Genomic DNA, 19,444 nt, shown 5'->3' with positions numbered 1-19,444 from the left:
CCCGCTCAGAGATGTGTATAAGAGACAGGTGGTGGTCCGTGGCGTCGACGGACTCGCCCGTCGAATCATCCCCGTCGGACACCGTGTGATCGCTCGGGTTCTGGTCGACGGCGTACTCGAACGTTTCGTCTCCCGTGGCCTCAGCATCCGTTTCCTCGGCCGTCTCGCTTCGCTCGCGTTCGCTATCGGGTCGTTCGCCCCCGTCGGTGGCGACGTGGCCGTCGTCCGGCTCGCTCCCGTCGGACTGGAGCAGGCCGCCTCCGGGGAACTCGAGGAACGGTTTGGCGTTGTGCCGGTCCTCGCTCTCGAAGAAGGCGGTGTAGACGACCGGCCAGAAGTAGCCGATGTTGAGCACGGCCGAGAGCAGCAGTGCGCCGGCGAACAGCCAGTACTCGCCGCCCATGTAGCCGGCCCCGATCAGCATGTAGAACTTGCTGACGAAACCGGCAAGCGGCGGCAGCCCGGCCATCCCGGCCGCACCGACGGTAAAGGCGGTCATCGTCAGCGGCATCCGCTTCCCGATGCCGGCCATCTCGCTGATGTAGTCCGTGTGGGTCTCGACGTGGATCGAGCCCGCACAGAAGAACAGCGTGAGTTTCGCGAACGCGTGCGCGGGAATGTGGAACAACGCCCCGACCATCGCGTAGGGATGTAACATCGAGAGTCCGAGCACGATGTAGGAGAGCTGTGCCGTCGTCGAGTAGGCGAGCCGGCGCTTGAGGTGGTCCTTGCGCAAGGCGATGACACTCGCCGCGGTCAGCGTGAACGCGGCGACGAGGGCGACCGGGATGTTCAGCCCGACCTCGCCGATTCCGGGCACGTCCAGCGGCAGGTCGTGGATCAGCCCGGGTCCGTAGACCTCGAGGATGACGCGAGCGATGCCGAAGGCACCGGACTTGACGACTGCGACCGCGTGGAGCAAGCCGGAGACGGGGGTCGGCGCGACCATCGCGTCGGCGAGCCACGAGTGGATCGGCATCAGCGCGGCCTTGACGCCGAAGCCGGCGATAAGCAGGAAGAAGGCGGCCTGCGCGTAGACCGGCTCGACCTGTGCGGCCGCGGCCAGCGCCTCCATGCCGCCCGCCTCGAAGGCGAGGGTCGGCCCGCCGACCAGCCCCGTTAGCCAGTAGATCAGGACCGTGCCGGCGAGCAGGAAGACCCCGCCGCCGAAGAACGTGTAGGTCAGGTACTTTCGACCGGCGATGCGGGCCTCGCTGTCCTCGTTGTGGGCGACCAGCGGGTAGGTCACGAGCGACAGCAGTTCGTAGAAAACGAAGATCGTCACCAGGTTCGCCGCGAAGGCGATCCCGACGGCGGCGGAGAGGCTGGCCGCGAACGACGCGAAGAACCGCGTCTGGGAGTGTTCGTCGAGCCCGCGCATGTACCCCGTCGCGTAAAACGACGTGAAGATCCAGAGGAAGCTCGCGAGCAGGGCGAAGAAGATGCCAAGCGGGTCGGCCCGCAGGGCGAAGTCGATCCCCTCGAGGAACTGGATCCCCGTCGAGTCCGCGAGACTCCACCGGAAGACGGTGCCGTCCATGACGGCGGGGAGCATGCTCGCCACGATGGCGAACTTCGCGAGGGCGGCCAGGACGGACCAGCCCTCGCGGAGGTTCGGTCGGCGATGCGACGCGACGATCAGGACGATGGCGACCGCCGACACCAACACGGCGGCGAGCGGTCGGATGTCTGCAACCATTAGTTGAACACCTCCGTGAGGAACGGCGAGAGCAAGTCGGCGAGCGTGCCGCCGGCGAATCCGAGCGCGACGGCAGCGAGCGCGGCGACGACGACGATCGCGACCATGCCGGTCGAAACGGGGTCCCGCGTCTCCCCGCCGCGGATCGCGTCGGCAGCGGTCGCGGTTCCGTTCCCGTCGAGGTCCGGATCGGCGGCGGAGTCGTCGCGATCGGCGTCACCGCCGTCGGTCGCCACCGCTCCCGGCGCGTGCGGTCGGTCGACCGCCGCGGGCGGCGTGAAGTACATCTTCTCGAGCAGGCGGGCGGCGTAGGCTAAGGTGAGCATGGTACTGAGGAAGATCACGGCGGCGACGGGCCAGAGCTGGGACTCGACGGCACCCAGCGCGATGTACCACTTGCTGACGAAGCCGATACCCGGCGGGACGCCGACGAGCGCGAACAGGAGCACGGCTATGGACCCGGCGATGACCGGGCGCTCCGTGGCGAGGCCGGCGTACTCGTCGACGGTGCGGGCTCCGTAGCTCGCCGCGACGAGTGCAGCCCCGAGGAAGAGGCCGGCTTTCAGCAGGCCGTGGCCGACGAGGTGGATCGCGGCACCGACGAAGGCCGTCTCGGAGTTGCCGGCGATGACGACCCCGTAGGCGGCCACGACCAGCCCGAACTGCGAGACCGACGAGTACGCGAGCATGCGTTTGACCTCGGTCTGGATCACGGCGAGGACGGTGCCCGCGAGGACGCTCACGCAGCCGATCATGAGGACGACCGCGGCGGCGTTGGGCATCGTCGCGAGGTACTCGACCTCGAAGACGGTGACGATCAGCCGGCCGAACGCGTAGGCCGACGCCGTCGAGACGAGCGCCGCGATCAGCGGCGTCACGCCGTCGGGAGCCTGCCGGTAGGCGCTCGGTTGCCACGTGTGCAGCGGCCACTGGGCGACCTTGACGGCGAAGCCGACGACCATGAACGCAAAGCCGGCGTGAATCAAGGTCTGTGCCTCTGCCCCCGGAATCGCCTCAGCGAGTTCGACCATGTTGAGCGTCCCCGTCGCCATGAACACGAAGGCGACGCCGATCAGGTACATCGACGCGGCGACGGTCCCCAAGATCAGATACTTCAGGGCGGCGACCGCCGACTCGGGGCCGTCGCCGCTGGCGACCAGCGCGTAGGTCGCGAGGCTCGTGATCTCGAGGAAGACGAAGAGGTTGAACACGTCGCCGGTCAGCGAGATGCCGAGCAGGCCGCCGACCAGCAGCAGGTAGGCGGTGTAGAACGTGTTTCCGCGCGGGCCGCCCCGACGCGTGTATGCGAGGACGCCGGTGGCGACGGCGGTCACGAGCAGGACGATCAGCATCGAGAACTCGTCGGCGACGAGTTCGATCCCGTACTCGCGGGGGTAGCCGCCGAGTTCGTGGGTCACTGCTTCGTTGCCAGCGTAGACCTCGCTCGCGAGGACCGCAGCGCCGGCGAACAGCCCGAGCGTGGTGAGTCCCGCGACGGGCCATCCAGTGCGGTCGAACCGCAGGCCGAGCGCGATCGGCAGCGTCGCCGCGAGGATCGGCGTGGCGATCAACAGCGGGAGCAGCAGATCGACGTTACTCATCGGCGCGCACCTCCCGAAGCGTGTCTTCGCGAAGCGTCCCGTACTCCGCGTAGATGCGGATGATCAGCGCCAACCCGACCGCCGTCAGCGCGATGCCGACGACGATGGCGGTCAGCACGATGACCTGCGGCAGCGGGCTCGCGACCATGACCTCCCCCGGTTCACCGTGATGGGGGACGATCGGTGCCGACGCGCCCTCAACGTCGATATAGGCCATCGAGATGAAAAACAGGAAGATGGCCGTCTGGAAGAGGCTCACCCCGATCAGCTTCTTCACGAGGTTCTCGCTGGCGATCACCATGTAGATGCCAAGTCCCAGCAAGACGAACATCAGGACGTAGGTGTAGCGATCCATCAGGAGTTCAATCATCGTCTCCCACCTCCGCAACGGGCGAATCCGGCCCCTCGGCGGCGTTATCGGCACTGCTGATGCCGCCGGTCCCGCTCGGCCGCTCGGGCGAAAAGCCGGCTGCCATCGTAAAGAAGAGGCTGATGATGACCCCCGAAACGATCAGCGAGATGCCGGCGATCTCGACGGCCTCGAGCCCCCACTTCGGTTTGATGTGGAAGACTTCTTTGAGCATGGTGAACTCGAGGAAGTCCCCGCCGAGCGCGATCATCCCGAGGCCGATCGCGCCGAAGATGACGACGCCGCCGGCGACGAGGCCGGTGAGAACGGAATTTTTGAGCCACTGTCGGGTCGGCTCGATGCCGAAGGCGAAGGCGAGCATGAGGACGGTGACGCCGACGATGGTCCCGCCTTGGAACCCGCCGCCGGGGGCGTCACCCCCGTGGAAGGTCATGAACAGCCCGTAGGTGAGCGTAAACGGTGCGATGATCTTGACGGCAGTCATGATCACCTGACTCTCGGTGTAGGTATCGTCGTAGTCGGACATTCAGGCGAACACCTCGCGTTTCAGGACGAGCAGGGTCGAGACGCCGGCGGCGAAGACGACGACCGCCTCGCCGAAGGTGTCGAACCCACGGTAGGCGGCGAGGACGGACGTGACCGCGTTCTCGACGCCCGTCTGCTCGTAGGTCTCCGTGATGTAGTGTTGGGTCACGTCGGGGTTCGACCAGACCGGCGTGGACGTGCTCCCGACCGGGTACATGTCGGGGAGCACTGCGGTACACAGCAGGAGGACGAACGCGCCGACGACGACGACCGCGGGCACGTGAATCCGCTCTCTGAGCGCGTCGGTCGTGGGCCGGGTCGTGCGCGCGATCGTCAACAGGAGCAACAGCGTCGTGACGCCGGCACCGATCGCGGCCTCGGTCATCGCCACGTCGGGAGCCAGCAGGAACGTATAGAGGATGGCCATGCCGAGGCTGTACGCGCCGAAGACGATGATGACCGACAGCACGTCCCGGAACAGCACCGTGGCGACGGCCGTCGCGAGGATGAATATCACGAGCGAATACGCGAACAGGCTCATTGTGTCTCACCGTCGGTTTCGGTCGGAACGTCGCGTTCGGCGGACGCTTCGGGTTCGGCCGCATTCTCCTCCGTGAGGACCGGTTCGACGCCGGTCTCCGCGGCCGAACGGGCGATCGCGTGGGCCGCCGTCGGGTTCGTGATGAACACGAAAAACAGCAGTAAGACGGTGTAGACCGCCGCGTGCTGCCAGCCGAAGGCCACTGCGACGCCGGCGAGTGCGAAGCCGGCTCCGAGCGTGTCCGTCTGGGAGGCCGTGTGGGCCCGGGCGTAGATGTCCGGAAGCCGGAGGACGCCGACCGTCGAGACGAGCGTGAAGAACACGCCGAGTCCGAGCAAGAGGACGATCGCCCAGAACCGGACGGTCCCGACGGTCGACTGGAGCGCGATCGGTTCGATCACAGCACACCACCCCGTTCGACGGTGAACTTCGAGATGGCGATCGACATCAGGAAGTTCAACAGGGCGTAGATCAGCGCGACGTCGAGGAACCACGACTGATCGAGCCCCGCGGCCAGCAGGGCGAGGATGACGACCGTGTTCGTCCCGAGGACGTTCACCGCCAGCAGCCGGTCTTGGGTCGTCGGCCCGACGACGGCGCGATAGAACATCGCGATCGCCAGCACGACGAACAGCCCGGCCGCGACGAGGAAGACGTTCTCGAGCGAGGTCGGCGTCACAGTTCCTCACCCCCGACGATTTCGGCGTCGTCGCGTTCGCGCGGCGAGGGGATCGCCGCCGATTCGCGGCCGTAGAAGACGAAGCGAATTCCCTTCTCTAAGCCGCCGTCGAAGAGGTCGTCGCGTGCGGCGGGAATCAGCGTGTGGACGAGCAGCTGCTGGTTGTTGGCCCGGACCGTCAGCGTGCCCGGGGTAAGCGTGATGCTGTTTGCCAGTGCGGTCAGCGGCAGCCCGCTCCGGACGCGGGTGTTGACCCGCGTCAGCGAGGGCTCGATCGGCATCGACGGCCGGAGGATGACCGCCGAGACCGCGATGTTGGCCTTGACGATCTCCCAGAGCAGATAGGGGATGTAGAACACGAATCGAACGACGCGGATCGGCGACTGGACGCGGTCGAGCGGCACGGTAAACGTCACCCGGGCGAGCGAGATAGCGGTGATTCCGGCGACCGCCGCGCCCGTGAGGAGATCGAACCAGTAGGTCGGATCGCCCAACACGAGATAGAAGCCGTAGGAGATCAGGAACGTCGCGAACAGCCGGTCGAAATCCTCGGTGCCGCCGGCGAGACGGCTGTGTCGAGCCGAGCGCTCGACCGGGGCCTCGTCGTAGGCCAGCCCGATGCGCTCGAGTTCGCGCTCGAGCGGCTGGAGCAGCTGTGCGGTAACACCGGGTTGGTACTCCGGATCGATGATGACTCGGTCGATCCCGTGTTCGTCGGCGTAGGCGTCGAAGATTTCGGCGTAATCTCGGGGACCGAAGAGGTACTCGTCGGCACCGATCGTCGCGGTTTCGATCGTCACGTCGGCGTCGCCGGCGTCCTCTTCGACCCAGTTTCGCGCCCGGGAGAGCAGCCCCTCGGCGTCCTCGAGTTGCTGATCGCCCTCGGGCACGTCGCCGTCGTAGGGGAGCGCGACGACCAGATGACACTCGAGCGAATCGGCCTCCTCGAGCCCGGACTGGACGGCGTAGCCGACCGTTTGCCTGACGGTTACCGTATCAGACAGCGGGACAAGCAGGCGGTTAGCCGCCACGGCGTCTCCCTCCTGGGGACCGACATTGGGTACTCATGGCTCTCGTTGGTAGTCGAATCAAGCGGTAGCCGTAGGAAAACGATTTCGTTATCCACCGGTAGTCACGGATTCCGACGGGTTCAACCGGGAGCACCTGACAGACGTTGACCGTTCGGACCGTCTCCCCGTCGAACGGTCGGTACGAGCACGATCCGCCGTCGTCGCTGTGCGATCGGTAGTTTTACAATCGCAGTTTCAGTAGAGAAAACTGACTTGCATGACGACCGAAACCGTTCACGGTCGAATCGGGGCCGCCCGTGACGACCTCACGACAGCACAGCTACTGGCCGTCTTCGCGTTCGCCGCGGCGCTTTCGTTCGCGCTGCTGTTCCTCCAGGAACCGTTGATCCACGATTCGATGCACAACTTCCGCCACGCGGCCGGCGTCGTCTGTCACTGAGACCAATGCTCGTCGACTACCTCGAGCGGGGCGTCCTCGCCGGCGCGATCGCGGGAATCGCATACGGAGCCTACATGGCCGTCGTTGCGAACCCGTTGATCGGCTATATGGAGACGGTTGCAGCGGGCGGCGATCACGCTCACGCCGGTGAACACGCCCACGAGGCCGGGGAGCACGCCCATGCCGCCGGCGAACACGCTCACGCGGTGAGCGAAGCGACGACCGCCGCGGTAAGCGTCGGCAGCGGCGTCCTCTGGGGGATCTTGCTTGGCGGCGTCTTCGCGCTCGCCTTCTACTTCCTCGAGCCGGCCCTGCCCGGTCGTGGACGGGTCAAGACCTACGTCCTGGCCGGTGCCGGCTTCCTCACCGTCTCGGTCGCGCCGTGGCTGGTGCTCCCGCCGACGACGCCGGGTGCCGAACAGGCGTTCGATCCCACGCTCCGGATCGCGATCTACGCAGGGCTGATGGCCGTCGGCGCGGTCGTCGCCGTGCTCTCGGTCTACGCCTACCGGCGTGTCTCGGCGCGAAGCCGTCCGCTCGGTGGAGTCGCAGCCGCGCTCCCGATCGTCGCGCTCGTCGCGGTCACCGCGATCGCGGCACCGACGATTGTCGAGTCCGGCTCGATGCCGGCGGATCTCGTGACCGCCTTCCGCGGACTGACCGCGCTGAGCCAGGCCGCGCTCTGGGCGCTCGTCGCGGGCTGTTTCGGCTGGCTCCAGACGCGGGCCGGCGTGCACTCGACCGCCGAGCGACGCGACGACCTCCTGGCCAGTCCATGAAAGACCGGACCGAGGAACACCGCGAGCGCCTCGAGGCGCACGTTTTCGTCTGTACGAACGACCGCGACGGCGAGTACGCGAGTTGCGGCGCGGTCGGGGCCGAGGAAACCGTCGCGGCGGTCAAAGACTGGCTCCGCGAGCGCGACGCCTTCTGGACGGCGGTTTCGGTCAGCGAAACCGACTGCCTGGGGCTGTGCAGCGATGACGGCACCGCGATTTCGATTCAGCCGCGAAACACCTGGTACTCGGACGTGACCCCCGAGACGGTCCCCGAGTTGCTCGAGTCGGAGTTCGGGCCCGACGCGGCAGCGGTTCGCGGCGAGAACTGAATCGACGAGCGCCGAAGCGACGGCACGGCACTCCAAAATTCCGGATGCCGGGACACAGTTTTTCGAGGGACAGGGTCGACACGGTCTCGAGCGCTTCGAGACGTTTACCTGTCGGCCATCCCCACGTGGTGGCAATGACGCTGTACTCGCGGGTTCGCCCTCTCGCGTTCACACTCCCAGCCGAGACGGCTCACGATCTCGGCAAACGGACGCTCCGGGCGGCCCAGTCCACGCGGCCGACGCGGGCGGCGCTGTCCTACGCGTATCGGTACGACGACCCCGCGCTCGAGGTTGACCTGTTCGATACCACGTTCCCGAACCCGGTCGGCGTGGCCGCCGGCTTCGACAAGAACGCCGAAGTGACCCACGCGCTCGCGGCACTGGGCTTTGGCTTCGTCGAAATCGGAACCGTCACGCCCTACCCGCAGTCGGGCAACGACCGACCTCGGCTCTTCCGCCTGCGCGAGGACGAGGCGATGGTCAACCGGATGGGGTTCAACGGGCAGGGGATGGAGCGGGTCAAGTCGCGACTCGAGGCCGACGGCACCCCTTCTATCCCGCTCGGGGTCAACGTCGGCAAGATGAACTCATCGGACGAGCGGGAAGCGATCGAGGACTACCGGCGGGTCTTCGATCGACTCTCGCCCTTCGCCGACTACGTCGTCGTAAACGTCTCCTGCCCGAACACGCCCGAGGAGTTCGACGAGGGTTCGCCCGAGCACCTGCGAGCGATTTTCGAGACGCTCGAGGCCGAAAACGATCGCGACGTGCCGATACTGGTGAAGATCGGCCCCGACGAACCCGAGGAGTCCGTCTTCGATCTCGTCGATATCGTTCGGGAGTTCGACCTCGACGGTATCGTCGCGACGAACACCTCGACGAGCCGCGAGGGACTCGACTCGCCCCGACAGGAAGAATGGGGCGGACTCAGCGGGAAGCCACTCGAGGACCGCTCGACGGCGGTCATCCGGTCGCTCGCGGAATACACCGACGGCGAACTCCCGATTATCGGCGTGGGCGGCGTCGACTCGGCCGAAAGCGCCTACGCGAAGATCCGCGCCGGTGCCTCGCTGGTCCAGTTGTACACCGGGTTCGTCTACGAGGGGCCGTCGACTGCAAAACGGATCAATCGAGGACTCTCGGCACTGCTCGAGCGGGACGGCTTTTCGTCGGTTGAGGACGCGGTGGGCGCGGACCTCGAGTGAGCGGGCCCGGTCAGTCCGCGGGCTCTGGATCGTCGAGCGCGTCCTCGAGTCCGTGGTGTTCGGCGGGGCCGACGGCCTCGTCGCTCCGTTCTTCGCGTATTTCTCGCGTATGTGACTCTTCTCGTTGGGACTCGACGATCGGCTCCGCGTCGCCGTCGGTGACCGAGAGGAACACCGACCTGAGCTGTTCGGTCTTGTCCGTCTCGGTCGGTCCGTCCGATTCCGCCTGCTCGTCTGGCTCGGATGCTGTCTCAGTCATGGCGAGTGAGCGTCATTGCGGTCGGACGGGCGGGACGAGAATATAAACCGACCGCCGCTTTCACGAACTGAAAACAGTCGCGGCGAACGGTATCGGCGACTCGCCGGGTTCGAAGTGCAGTTCGGGCTCAGTCGACGTCGACGCGTGTCCCGTATCCCGACTCGCCGACGACGGCTCCGTCTTCGAAAACGGGCTCGCCGCGGACGACCGTCGCGACCGCTTTCCCGGTGAAGGACTCGCCCTCGAACGGCGTGACGCAGTTCTTCGAGTGGAGGTCCCGTCGGTCCTCGAGCGTCCACTCGCGGTCCGGGTCGACGATCGTGAAGTCCGCGTCCGTGCCGACCTGTAGCGAGCCCTTCTGCGGGTACATCCCCCACACTTGAGCCGGGCGCGCCGAGTGCCGGCGGACCCACTCCTCGAGCGTGAACCGGCCCTGATCGACGAAGCTGAGCATGGCCGGGACTTCGGTCTCGAGGCCGACGAAGCCCGAGATCGCGTCCCACGTGTTGCCGAAGGGGTCGTCGACTTTCTTCTCCTCAGCGGTGTGGGGCGCGTGGTCGGTAGCGATGCAGTCGATCGCGCCGTTGTCGATACCGACGCGCCAGAGTTCGTCGCGTTCCGCGGCGTCCCGGATCGGCGGCTGCACTCGAGCGACGTTACCCTTCTCGCGCATCACGTCCTCGGTGAACCAGAGGTAGTGGGGCGTCGTCTCCGCGGTCACGTCGACGCCGCGGTCTTTGCCTCGCGCGACGGCCTCGGCGGCCGACCCCGACGAGACGTGGAACATGTGGATCTTCGTGCCGGTCTCCTCGGCGAAGGTGATCATCCGCTCGACCGCCTCCTGCTCGGCGATGACGGGCCGCGAGTGGGAGTGGTCGATCGGCTCGTTTCGCCCCTCGGCTTTGAACCGCTCCGTGTAGTGGTCGATGATCTCGCCGTTTTCCTCGTGGAAGCCGAGTCGCTTGCCCGTCTCCCGGATCTCCTCCATGGCCTCGAGGATCTTGCCGTCGCTCGGCGGCGGCACGTCGCCGACCGTCGAGCCGAGGAAGATCTTGAATCCGAGCGCGCCGGTCGCGTCGAGTTCCGGGATCAGATCGAGGTTCTCGCTCGTGACGACCGCGTAGCTCTGGAAGTCGACGTGGGCCGACGCCTCGCCGCGGTCGAACTTGAGCTCAAGGTGTTCGGGCCGGTCGATGACCGGGTCCGTGTTCGGCATCCCGACGACGGTCGTCACGCCGCCGGCCGCGGCCGCCCGGGTCGCGGACTCCCAGTCTTCCTTGTACTCGAGGCCGGGCTCGCGGTTGTGGATGTGACAGTCCACGATGCCAGGGACCAGCACGTTGCCATCGCCGTCGAGGACCCGATCCGCGTCGGGGAGTCGGTCGCTCCGGCCGACGGCGACGATTCGGCCGTCTTCGACGGCGACCCCCGAGTCGGGCGAGCGACCCGCGGGCGTGACGACGGTGCAGTTGCGCACGACGAGGTCGACGGTCATTGGCGTGGGATTGCCGAGGGCCGCGCATATAGCTTCCCCAACCGGCTCGCGGCCGTCGCCGGGCGAGTCCAGCGTATCGGCCGCGGGGCCGACGGGTCGGCGCTTAAGCACCGCATTACGCGGGTCGGCCCTTGCGCGTGCGAGGGTACGAATGTGATACTAAACAGCGAGGAACTGGTCGGCCCAGGAAATGGACTCGCCAGTAATCAGCGACAAGACGATCCTCGTGACCGGCGGTGCGGGCTTCATCGGCAGCCACCTCGTCGAGGCGCTGGCACCGCGCAACGATGTCAGGATCCTCGATAACTTCACGACCGGCGACCGGGTCCACCTCCCCGACGACGTGACGATCATCGAGGGCGACGTTCGCGATCCGATCGCGCTCCAGCGAGCGGCCCGCGGCGTCGACGTGATCTTCCACCACGCCGCCGTCGTCAGCGTTACCCAAAGCGTCGACGAGCCACGGCAGAGCAACCGGACGAATCTCGAGGCGGGTCTCCTCGTCCTCGAGCAGGCCCGCCAGGAGGATGCCCGGGTCGTCGTCGCCTCGAGCGCGGCCGTCTACGGACACCCCGAGGAGCTGCCGGTGCCGGAGACGGCATCGACGAAGCCGACCTCGCCCTACGGCGTTCAAAAGCTCGCGCTCGACCAGTACGCTCGGCTCTACGAGGAGCTGTACGATCTGCCGACCGTGGCGTTACGGTACTTCAACGTCTACGGCCCCCGCCAGCAAGGGCCCTACAGCGGCGTTATCTCGACGTTCCTCGAGCAGGCGCGGGCGGACGAGCCGATCACGATTCAGGGCGACGGCCAGCAGAGCCGCGACTTCGTCCACGTCAGCGACGTCGTCCGAGCGAACCTGCGGGCGGCGACGACGGACGCGGTCGGCGAGGCGTACAACGTCGGGACGGGCGAGCGCACGACGATCCGGGAACTCGCCGAGACGGTCCGCGACGCGACCGGGTCGTCCTCGACGATCGTCAACCGCGACCCGCGGGCCGGCGATATCAGACACAGCGGCGCGGACACGTCGAAGGCGGCTTGCGACCTCGGATTCGATGCCCGCGTCGGCCTCGAGTCGGGCATCCGATCGCTAGTCGGCGACGGGCAATCCGATGCCGCCGACATGGACGCCGGGTCCGCGCTCGAGCCGAATCGGGAGGGCAGCTCGTACAGCTAGGGCGGCTCGAAGCGAGTGGCTGCTGCCCGCGGTTCGACGCTGAGGTCGGGAGACCGTCGGAGTCGACCGAAATCGAGGGCGACGATGGTCGCCCGGGCGGGAGACGGTCGCAGTCGTGTTCGATTACCGGAGACTCTCGCTAACATTGTCTTACCGGCTGAATCCGGGACGAATCCGCGCTAGCCGTTCCAAACGTCCGATCGAGTTTATTCAATCCGTCGAGCAAAGGCGGCCTATACCATGCCTGGCGAGTGTTACAGTACCATCCTCACGAACCGCGTTGCTCCGATCCCGCCGCCATCGAAACCGACCGTCAGCCGGCGCAGACAACGGCGGAGCGCCCGTCTGCGTCGATATCACAGTTGTCGTGATATACTCGTCGGGGACTATCAGTCCCTGCCTTATAAAAACCGATTTGTAGAGCGGTCACGACGGTACTGGACATGAATCACGCGACTACAGACCGTTCGAAGCCATGACAATCGGACGAGGGGGTTTTATTCGCTCCGACTCGAGGGGGTCGTCGATCAGCGGTGCAGTCGCGTCGATCGGTCCCGCGTGGTCCGGGTACGTCCCGAGTGGTGCCCAGCCGCTCCAACTGGATGGCGGTGCCCATCTCGCGGCTCTCGCCGGAATGGCCGCGCTCGCACTGCTTGGGGGGATACTCGTCGCTCGCAACCGCTACGAGGAACCGGACTCGCTCGCGAACGAGGCCGAGTCGAACCGCGAGGAGTTCGTGACCGATCGGGAGCGGGTGCGCCAACTCCTCACGGAGAACGGCGGACGGATGAAACAGTCGAATATCGTCGACTCGGTCGACTGGTCGAAAGCCAAAGTCAGTCGCTTACTCGCCGATCTCGAGGACGATGGTCAGATAACCAAACTGCGACTCGGGCGCGAGAACTTGGTCTGCCTGCCGGGACACGAACCGACGGCGTCGAAGTCGCCCGAACAGGCAAACGACGACTAACCGGCCGGCCGTTCCTATCAGCAATCGTTGTTTTCCGTCGGTGGCCACACAACGGAACCCGGCACTGTCGGGCCGTAGTATCCGATTTCTCAGCGTAATGGTTCTGCCGGTTTATCCGCCAAACCAACGACGAGAGTGATGCCTTCACGGCAACTATGAACGCACGCAATCAGTTACTCGTTGTACTTACTGCACTGATGCTCGTCTGCTCGAGCGGGGCGATGGTCGCGGCGGCCGCGACTGGCGGGAACCAGAGCAGCGACGTCAGTCAGGACGAGTATAACGGAACAGACACCGAATCGGCGAACGAATCAGTAGCGACGGCAGAGAGCGCGGACACGGCGACCGGACTCCAGGAGGGCGAGAACGATACCGAGTCCGACACCGGCGATACCGGGCTCGAAAACGAAACGGAATCAGACGGCCAACAGGGCGCGTATGTGACGTTTAACGATCAGACGATCGAGAACGACACGGTCGTTGTCGAGAACGTCTCCCTCGCGAGTGGCGGCTTCGTGACGATCCACGACAGCAGCCTCCTCGTGGGCAACGTCTTCGAGAGCGTCAGCGGCACGTCGGAATACCTCGAGGCGGGCACGTACGAGAGCGTCGAGATCACGCTCAACGAGTCGCTCGAGGAGGACGAGACGCTGATCGCGATGCCACACCGCGATACGAACGACAACCAGCAGTACGACTTCGTCGAAACCGAAGGGCAGGCTGACGGACCGTTCGTCACGCCCGAGGACGAGCCCGTGACCGACGACGCGATGGTTACCGTCGGCGGGGTAGACGACGAAGCACCGGCTGACGAGGAACCGGTCGACGATAACGAGACCGACGTCGACGAACCGGTCCAGGAGCCAGTTGACGATAACGAGACTGACGTCGACGAACCGGTCCAAGAGCCGGTCGACGATAACGAAACCAACGAGACTCCGGTCGACGGGGAACCCGTTGACGAAGAACCGGTCGATAACGAAACTGACGAAGAGCCGGTTGACGACAACGAAACCGACGAGACTCCGATCGACGAGGAGCCCGTCGATGAAGAACCGATCGACGATAACGAAACCGACGAGGAGCCTGTCGACGAGGAACCCGTCGACGAAGAGCCAATCGACGATAACGAAACCGACGAGGAACCCGTCGAAGAGGAACCCGTCGACGAAGAGCCGGTCGAGGATAACGTAACCGACGAAGAACCGATGGACGAAATGCCGATCGACGCCGAGGATCGTCCGATCTTCGTTACGGTTGAGGACCTGACCGTCGAAAATCTGAACGTCGAAAACGCGAGCGTTTACGTCCTCGTCGTCGGTGAGAATCTCAGCGCCGACGATCTGCCGGACGGCATGGACAACATCACCGACGAGGTGCCGGTCGACGATAACGAAACCGTCGACGATAACGTAACCGACGAGGAACCCGTCGATGAGGAGCCCGTTGAGGAAGAGCCGGTTGAGGAAGAGCCGGTTGACGATAACGAAACCAACGAGACTCCGATCGATGAGGAACCCGTCGACGAGGAGCCAGTTGACGACAACGAAACCAACGAGACTCCAGTCGACGAGGAACCCGTTGAAGAAGAGCCGGTCGACGATAACGAAACCGTCGACGACAACGAAACCAACGAGACTCCAATCGACGAGGAACCCGTTGAGGAAGAGCCGGTCGACGATAACGAAACCGACGAGCTTCCGGTCGACGAGGTACCCGTTGACGACAACGAAACCAACGAGACCCCGGTCGATGACGAACCAGTCGAAGAGGAACCGGTTGACGACAACGAAACCAACGAAACGCCGCTCGACGAGGAACCCGTCGACAACGAAACCGCTGACGAGGCAGTGACAGCCGATTCGTTCAACGTCAGTGATCTCGAGGCACCCGAGAGCGCTACGGTCGGCGATACGCTCACGGTAACGGCGACGATCGAGAACCCGACTGACGAGGAGCACACCGAGGCGGCCCAGTTCCGTCTCGACGGTGACCTTGTCGCCGAGCAGAACGTGACGCTCGAGGGCGGCGAGAGCGACACTGTCGAATTCGAGGTCGAAACGACCGATCTCGAGGCCGGCAGCTACGTCCACATGGTGCTGACCGACCAGTCCGGTGAAGTCGCGATGATCGAGCTGACCGAGGAGACCGAGGACGGACTCGACGACACCGAGTCTAACGAGTCGGAACTCGGAACCGATGAGAACGAAACGAACGAGACCGACGACGGGCTCGACACCGATAACGAGACTGACGGTGTGACGACCGACGACTCCGCCGCGATCGGATTCGTCGTCGCCTAAGGAGAGCGATCCAACGGCCAGCGCGTCTTTTTAGGCCGTCACGGCGCGGCGGTGCCGGAACACGATTTTTCGAGGATACCACCATCGGCTACCGGAGAGCGGTGCCGCCGGACTGGGAGCGGGGCTGTCGATACAACTCCTCTTCGAGCGGGTATCGAACCGGCGAGTCCACCGAGGACCCGAGCGTGCCGTGGCCCTAACCGAGCAGCCGGTAGAGGCTGCTCGCGGCGACCGCGAGAAACACGAGCACGCTCGAGAGCACCGGATCGATGCTCGAGGCAAGCGGGAGGTTGAGTCCGGCCAACGCGATGACGGCGAGGCCGAAGACACAGAGCACGAGGTGGAGTCCCAGCACCTGCGAGTGATCGGCGGCGTGGCCGTCGACGTACTGCAGCACCTCGTCGAAGTGGCGACCGGGTTGGATCGTCTTCGCGTCGGAATCGTACTCGATCACGGCGTCTTCCTCGAGTTGGGGAAGGTGTGTCTGCTGGAGTGAGACGTAGACGCTCTTGTAGAGGTTGTTCGGCACAGGCGTCGTGTCGGATTCGGTCGCGGCGATCTCGGTCGCGACGTCGGAGACGTCGATCTGTCCGCCCTCCTCCGCGAGGAGTTGGACGATAGCCCGCCGTCTGTCGTTGCCGAGGATGTGAAACACCTCACTCTCCGCGAGCGGTTCAGTTCTGTCGGTTTGAACTGACATCGATCAGAGAGAAGGGGAACAGGCGCTCGACGGACAATCCACCACCAGTGACCATGTATCCCACTTCACTCACCACTAACTTTAACTTTTGCAGGTTACGCCCTCGTTCGATTCCCGCGGCGAACGACCGGGATTCGCGAGCGACGGTAAGGAGCGGATACGGGCGGCTACGCCGCGGGATGAGCGATCGAATCGTTTCTAGCGGGGAGACGACGGACGAACCGACGTGGCGAATGACGGCGCAGCCGATGGGGCGGCAAAAGCAGATCGAACCGGTGTACGGTCTCGAGTCGGTCGAACCGACCAGGTGGCCACTCAAAACGAGTCGGAACGTCGAACGGTTGCGGTCGAAAACGGGAATCCGAGAAGGCGACGGGGCTCAGTCGCCGGGGAGATGCCCGCCGGATTGCATCTCCCGATAGGTCGTACAGGACGGACAGCCGTGGACGATGTCACCGTTATCACCGAAGACGCGGGCGAACTGCTGTGTCACGTGTGTGCCGCAGTTTCGACACCGAGCGCCGGCTGTCGACGATTCCATGGGCTTCCAGTCGTGTTGTGTGGAGTTCATGGTTTGGGGGGTGTACTCGGACGCGTATCCCGCCGCGTGGACCGAGCGATCGGTGTCCGCCGCGTGGACCGAGCGATCGGTGTCCACCGCGACGGCCTCGAGTCGACGGCGACCGTCGATCCGACGCGATACCCGTCCGGGCATCATCGTATCGAGGGGAGCAAACGCGAATAAAGGACGTTGACCGTTCACTCGCGGCGGCGGCGTGGGAACCAAGAAACACCCTCTTTCCGGCCGATATGTCCCGCGAGACGTTTTAAAACAGCGGAATCGGGGATAATCGTTCGATCGACCTCAATCCGGATTCAGTTGTCTTGGGACGTATTGGGCGGTCAAACGCTGCGTTGATCGAGTCGGAAATGGACCGAAAGCAGTGATTTCTGGATCGAAATATGATCTTACGTCGCGCAACGAAATAGCGCCGGACGGTAAGGTACATCGTTATAAAATACCACTATCGCTTACCGATTTTTGTGCTGGAATGTAATGGTGGAACCCCGGACAGTGGTGGCCCAACTGCCGACCGCTTCGAATCGTTACCTCTCACGGAGAGCGAACGGAGCCTGCCCGTTATCGACGGGTGAGTACGACTATGTCAACGCAAGCGAGTAACACGAACACGCGATCGGAGTCGACTGCCAACCCATCGGCCCAGCTCGACGTCCTCGGGGACGACTGTGCCCGGACGATCCTCATGGCGACGAGCGACGGCCCGAAGACGGCAAAGGAACTGACCAAACGGACGGATAGCTCGTCGGCGACGGTCTACCGACGAATCAACAACCTCCTCGAGAGTGACCTCATCGCGGAGTGCGTGCGGTTCGACGACGACGGGTCGCATACGACCGCCTACGAGGCGACCGTCGACGTCCTCCGCGTCCGGATCGGCGCGGACGGGATCGAAGTCGTGGTTTCGGATACGGAAGAGTAAGCGCTGTCCGTCTCAGGAACGGTTATCCGGCTTATGGATACGAATTCGTCTCGGTCGCGACCGGCTCTCGACCGACTCGAGTCCGGAATCGATCGTGTTTCCGAATCCCTCGACCAGTTGCGGAATAGTCAGTTTCGCTCGGGTAACTTCGTTTGAATGGAACGAACGGAACCTGTATGAGACGGATAACAAATATCTATTCAGTAGAACGGTCAGTGTGATTGAGCAATGCACGACCTGACCGGCTTCCAGCGTGATCTGTTGTACGTGATCGCAGGTGCTGACCGACCGTCGGGGCAGACCGTCAAGGACGAAGTCGAGAAGTACTATAGTTCGGAGATCAATCACGGGCGGCTGTATCCGAATTTGGACACCCTCGTCAACAAGGAGCTGGTCGAGAAGGGGCAACTCGACAGACGAACGAATTACTACGCGATCACAGACGCCGGTCGACAGCGGATCGAAGAGCGCCGGGAATGGGAGGCACAGTACGTCGACTTTTAGGAAGCGGCCGGATCCGAAGGGAGACACAGCGTTCCGATGAGTGTGCTCTATCGCGTTCTGAGGGTGTCAGCGACCGGTTTGTATCGGTAACCCGGCCATAACAAAGCACTGAAGCGTGGAGCGATGCCACGAGAATGGCATTCGTATGGTCCGGACGTAGATCGAACGCCGAACGGCGAACACCGGTGTATCGTCGATGAGCCATGGGACGAATAGCTGGACGCGGTTCGGGGTCGTTCGTCACTACCCGGTCGACCTCGCGGCGGTCTCGATCGGCGCGGTGCTGGCGTCGCTCGTCGTGACGTCGTTCGCGAGCGAGAGCACGCTGCGGTTGGCCGTGACGTTTCCGCTCGCCCTCTTTCTGCCGGGCTATGCGCTCGTTTCGGTCCTGTTCCCGGCCGGCGCGCGAGACGCGAGCGAGACGGCGACGACGGCCGAAGAGAGTCGCCCCCGCGGGATCGACGCCACCGAGCGAGCGGGGCTTGGCTTCGTGCTGTCACTGGCGATCGTTCCGCTCGTCGTCGTGGCGTTGCCGCTCATGGGGGTCGCGCTGACTGCGACATCGATCGCCGCCGCCCTCGTCGTCGTCACGGTCGTCACCGCACAGGTCGGTGTGCTGCGACGGCTCCGAACGCCGGCCGGCGAGCGCTTTTCAGTCTCGCCGATCGCGACGCTCGGGTCGTTCGGACGCGGCGAGAGCGCGGTCGCGACGGCCTCGTCGATACTGCTCGTACTGGCGGTTGGTACGGCGGTCAGCGCGCTGCTCGTGGCGTTTCTGGTGCCCGCGTCGGGAGGCGGGTTCACCGAACTCGCACTCTACAGCGAAGACGAAGACGGGGAGATCGTCGCGGGCGAACTGCCCAGTGAAGTCGAGCCGGGCGAGTCAATCCCGCTGACGATCGCGATCGAGAACCAAGAGGGAACCGACCAGGACTACACGGTCGTCGTCCAAGAACAGCGCCTCGAGGACAGGGAGGTCGTCGATCGAACCGAGTTACGGCGGATCGACGCGAGCGTCTCGGACGGCGCGACCGGAACCGGGGAGCGGTCGGTGACGCCGACGGCGGAGTCGGGCGAGACGGTCCGGATCAGCGTGTTGCTCTACGCGGACGAGCCGCCGGCGACCCCGACGAACGAGAACGCGGACGAGGCGACCCACTTCTGGGTGACGGTGACCGGCGAGTAACGCGCTTCCGGATCGTTCGAGTCGCGGTCGGCGCGTCGTATCTCGACAGATAATAGCCGTAGTGCGGCTCGAGTCGCTGTTTTTTGACGGGGTCGACCATCCGGGAGTCGATGGGGTCGCGATCGGGAACCCATTGTCGCGCGCGAC

The 19,444-nt window shown here is 64.8% G+C and carries 22 protein-coding genes; 10 read left to right on the top strand and 12 right to left on the bottom strand.

Annotated elements, in window-relative coordinates; all coding sequences use genetic code 11:
- From C489_RS11720 to C489_RS11685, 8 genes are all read right to left on the bottom strand, one after another.
- A partial coding sequence (locus C489_RS11720; RefSeq protein ID WP_006431478.1) for a proton-conducting transporter transmembrane domain-containing protein occupies nt 1-1,699 on the bottom strand: 1,699 nt, incomplete at its 3' end.
- Nucleotides 1,699-3,300 (bottom strand): proton-conducting transporter transmembrane domain-containing protein, encoded by a 1,602-nt coding sequence (locus tag C489_RS11715; protein ID WP_006431477.1) that lies wholly within the window; start codon nt 3,298-3,300, stop codon nt 1,699-1,701. The genes C489_RS11715 and C489_RS11720, both read right to left, overlap by 1 nt.
- Complete coding sequence (locus tag C489_RS11710) at nt 3,293-3,670, bottom strand: cation:proton antiporter subunit C (protein ID WP_006431476.1); 378 nt, start codon at nt 3,668-3,670, stop codon at nt 3,293-3,295. The genes C489_RS11715 and C489_RS11710 overlap by 8 nt, the downstream gene beginning before the upstream one ends.
- Entirely contained in the window at nt 3,663-4,196 is a 534-nt protein-coding gene (locus C489_RS11705; protein ID WP_006431475.1) for an MnhB domain-containing protein, read from the bottom strand. The genes C489_RS11710 and C489_RS11705 overlap by 8 nt, the downstream gene beginning before the upstream one ends.
- Nucleotides 4,197-4,736 carry a DUF4040 domain-containing protein gene (locus C489_RS11700; protein WP_006431474.1) on the bottom strand — a complete coding sequence of 180 codons (540 nt, stop codon included), beginning with the start codon at nt 4,734-4,736 and terminating at the stop codon, nt 4,197-4,199.
- A complete protein-coding gene (gene mnhG, locus C489_RS11695) occupies nt 4,733-5,137 on the bottom strand; it encodes a monovalent cation/H(+) antiporter subunit G (RefSeq protein ID WP_006431473.1) in 405 nt (134 codons plus the stop codon). The genes C489_RS11700 and mnhG overlap by 4 nt, the downstream gene beginning before the upstream one ends.
- Nucleotides 5,134-5,415 (bottom strand): cation:proton antiporter, encoded by a 282-nt coding sequence (locus C489_RS11690; protein ID WP_006431472.1) that lies wholly within the window; start codon nt 5,413-5,415, stop codon nt 5,134-5,136. The genes mnhG and C489_RS11690 overlap by 4 nt, the downstream gene beginning before the upstream one ends.
- Entirely contained in the window at nt 5,412-6,446 is a 1,035-nt protein-coding gene (locus tag C489_RS11685; protein ID WP_006431471.1) for a monovalent cation/H+ antiporter subunit E, read from the bottom strand. The genes C489_RS11690 and C489_RS11685 overlap by 4 nt, the downstream gene beginning before the upstream one ends.
- 256 nt (nt 6,447-6,702) lie before the next feature.
- Between C489_RS11685 and C489_RS11680 the strand changes: the two genes are divergently transcribed.
- The 4 genes from C489_RS11680 (at nt 6,703) to C489_RS11665 (ending at nt 9,198) form a co-directional block, all read left to right on the top strand.
- Nucleotides 6,703-6,885, top strand: a complete 183-nt coding sequence (locus tag C489_RS11680) for a CbtB domain-containing protein (protein ID WP_006431470.1) — start codon at nt 6,703-6,705, stop codon at nt 6,883-6,885.
- 5 nt (nt 6,886-6,890) lie between these two features.
- Entirely contained in the window at nt 6,891-7,664 is a 774-nt protein-coding gene (locus C489_RS11675; protein ID WP_006431469.1) for a CbtA family protein, read from the top strand.
- Complete coding sequence (locus tag C489_RS11670) at nt 7,661-7,993, top strand: (2Fe-2S) ferredoxin domain-containing protein (RefSeq protein WP_006431468.1); 333 nt, start codon at nt 7,661-7,663, stop codon at nt 7,991-7,993. Before C489_RS11675 ends, C489_RS11670 begins: the two co-directional genes overlap by 4 nt.
- 134 nt (nt 7,994-8,127) lie before the next feature.
- Nucleotides 8,128-9,198 (top strand): quinone-dependent dihydroorotate dehydrogenase, encoded by a 1,071-nt coding sequence (locus tag C489_RS11665; RefSeq protein WP_006431467.1) that lies wholly within the window; start codon nt 8,128-8,130, stop codon nt 9,196-9,198.
- Nucleotides 9,199-9,208: 10 nt separating this feature from the next.
- Here C489_RS11665 and C489_RS11660 read toward each other — a convergent pair whose 3' ends face one another.
- A complete protein-coding gene (locus C489_RS11660) occupies nt 9,209-9,457 on the bottom strand; it encodes a hypothetical protein (RefSeq protein ID WP_006431466.1) in 249 nt (82 codons plus the stop codon).
- 127 nt (nt 9,458-9,584) lie between these two features.
- On the bottom strand, nt 9,585-10,952 hold the full coding sequence (gene allB, locus C489_RS11655; RefSeq protein WP_006431465.1) for an allantoinase AllB: 1,368 nt from the start codon (nt 10,950-10,952) through the stop codon (nt 9,585-9,587).
- 190 nt (nt 10,953-11,142) lie between these two features.
- Between allB and C489_RS11650 the strand changes: the two genes are divergently transcribed.
- The 3 genes from C489_RS11650 to C489_RS11640 all read left to right on the top strand — a co-directional run bounded on the left by C489_RS11650 (nt 11,143) and on the right by C489_RS11640 (nt 15,405).
- Nucleotides 11,143-12,132: an NAD-dependent epimerase/dehydratase family protein gene (locus C489_RS11650; protein ID WP_006431464.1), complete on the top strand. Its 990-nt coding sequence runs from the start codon at nt 11,143-11,145 to the stop codon at nt 12,130-12,132.
- A 475-nt stretch (nt 12,133-12,607) separates the two neighbouring features.
- Nucleotides 12,608-13,102: a helix-turn-helix transcriptional regulator gene (locus C489_RS11645; protein ID WP_006431463.1), complete on the top strand. Its 495-nt coding sequence runs from the start codon at nt 12,608-12,610 to the stop codon at nt 13,100-13,102.
- Between the two features lie 155 nt (nt 13,103-13,257).
- Nucleotides 13,258-15,405 (top strand): DUF7282 domain-containing protein, encoded by a 2,148-nt coding sequence (locus C489_RS11640; RefSeq protein ID WP_049890803.1) that lies wholly within the window; start codon nt 13,258-13,260, stop codon nt 15,403-15,405.
- A 196-nt stretch (nt 15,406-15,601) separates the two neighbouring features.
- Here the strand turns inward: C489_RS11640 and C489_RS11635 are convergent, their stop codons facing one another.
- Both C489_RS11635 and C489_RS23220 read right to left on the bottom strand, forming a co-directional pair.
- Complete coding sequence (locus C489_RS11635) at nt 15,602-16,105, bottom strand: DUF7344 domain-containing protein (RefSeq protein ID WP_006431461.1); 504 nt, start codon at nt 16,103-16,105, stop codon at nt 15,602-15,604.
- Between the two features lie 379 nt (nt 16,106-16,484).
- The gene (locus tag C489_RS23220; RefSeq protein ID WP_007109247.1) at nt 16,485-16,646 is read right to left on the bottom strand and encodes a DUF7563 family protein; all 162 of its coding nucleotides are present in this window, start codon (nt 16,644-16,646) and stop codon (nt 16,485-16,487) included.
- Between the two features lie 622 nt (nt 16,647-17,268).
- On the opposite strand from C489_RS23220, the gene C489_RS11625 reads away from it, so the two are divergent.
- From C489_RS11625 to C489_RS11615, 3 genes are all read left to right on the top strand, one after another.
- Nucleotides 17,269-17,607 carry a helix-turn-helix domain-containing protein gene (locus tag C489_RS11625; RefSeq protein ID WP_006431459.1) on the top strand — a complete coding sequence of 113 codons (339 nt, stop codon included), beginning with the start codon at nt 17,269-17,271 and terminating at the stop codon, nt 17,605-17,607.
- Between the two features lie 228 nt (nt 17,608-17,835).
- Complete coding sequence (locus C489_RS11620; protein WP_006431458.1) at nt 17,836-18,111, top strand: PadR family transcriptional regulator; 276 nt, start codon at nt 17,836-17,838, stop codon at nt 18,109-18,111.
- 196 nt (nt 18,112-18,307) lie between these two features.
- Nucleotides 18,308-19,297 carry a DUF1616 domain-containing protein gene (locus C489_RS11615; RefSeq protein ID WP_006431457.1) on the top strand — a complete coding sequence of 330 codons (990 nt, stop codon included), beginning with the start codon at nt 18,308-18,310 and terminating at the stop codon, nt 19,295-19,297.
- Nucleotides 19,298-19,444 lie beyond the last annotated feature (147 nt).

Origin of the sequence: Natrinema versiforme JCM 10478, assembly GCF_000337195.1 — an archaeon.
Taxonomy (GTDB): domain Archaea; phylum Halobacteriota; class Halobacteria; order Halobacteriales; family Natrialbaceae; genus Natrinema; species Natrinema versiforme.
Note: the sequence above shows the minus strand (reverse complement) of the source record. Positions and strands in the feature narration are given on the sequence as shown.

Bases quoted from the DNA above. Each gene is read 5' to 3' on its own strand.
- allB (WP_006431465.1), bottom strand. From the start codon at position 10,952: ATGACCGTCGACCTCGTCGTGCGCAACTGCACCGTCGTCACGCCCGCG.
- C489_RS11710 (WP_006431476.1), bottom strand. From the start codon at position 3,670: ATGATTGAACTCCTGATGGATCGCTACACCTACGTCCTGATGTTCGTC.
- C489_RS11615 (WP_006431457.1), top strand. From the start codon at position 18,308: ATGAGCCATGGGACGAATAGCTGGACGCGGTTCGGGGTCGTTCGTCAC.
- C489_RS11620 (WP_006431458.1), top strand. From the start codon at position 17,836: ATGCACGACCTGACCGGCTTCCAGCGTGATCTGTTGTACGTGATCGCA.
- C489_RS11705 (WP_006431475.1), bottom strand. From the start codon at position 4,196: ATGTCCGACTACGACGATACCTACACCGAGAGTCAGGTGATCATGACT.
- C489_RS11715 (WP_006431477.1), bottom strand. From the start codon at position 3,300: ATGAGTAACGTCGATCTGCTGCTCCCGCTGTTGATCGCCACGCCGATC.
- C489_RS11675 (WP_006431469.1), top strand. From the start codon at position 6,891: ATGCTCGTCGACTACCTCGAGCGGGGCGTCCTCGCCGGCGCGATCGCG.
- C489_RS11635 (WP_006431461.1), bottom strand. From the start codon at position 16,105: ATGTCAGTTCAAACCGACAGAACTGAACCGCTCGCGGAGAGTGAGGTG.
- C489_RS11625 (WP_006431459.1), top strand. From the start codon at position 17,269: ATGTCAACGCAAGCGAGTAACACGAACACGCGATCGGAGTCGACTGCC.
- C489_RS11645 (WP_006431463.1), top strand. From the start codon at position 12,608: ATGACAATCGGACGAGGGGGTTTTATTCGCTCCGACTCGAGGGGGTCG.
- C489_RS11650 (WP_006431464.1), top strand. From the start codon at position 11,143: ATGGACTCGCCAGTAATCAGCGACAAGACGATCCTCGTGACCGGCGGT.
- C489_RS11680 (WP_006431470.1), top strand. From the start codon at position 6,703: ATGACGACCGAAACCGTTCACGGTCGAATCGGGGCCGCCCGTGACGAC.
- C489_RS11700 (WP_006431474.1), bottom strand. From the start codon at position 4,736: ATGAGCCTGTTCGCGTATTCGCTCGTGATATTCATCCTCGCGACGGCC.
- C489_RS11665 (WP_006431467.1), top strand. From the start codon at position 8,128: ATGACGCTGTACTCGCGGGTTCGCCCTCTCGCGTTCACACTCCCAGCC.
- C489_RS23220 (WP_007109247.1), bottom strand. From the start codon at position 16,646: ATGGAATCGTCGACAGCCGGCGCTCGGTGTCGAAACTGCGGCACACAC.
- C489_RS11640 (WP_049890803.1), top strand. From the start codon at position 13,258: ATGAACGCACGCAATCAGTTACTCGTTGTACTTACTGCACTGATGCTC.
- C489_RS11670 (WP_006431468.1), top strand. From the start codon at position 7,661: ATGAAAGACCGGACCGAGGAACACCGCGAGCGCCTCGAGGCGCACGTT.
- C489_RS11660 (WP_006431466.1), bottom strand. From the start codon at position 9,457: ATGACTGAGACAGCATCCGAGCCAGACGAGCAGGCGGAATCGGACGGA.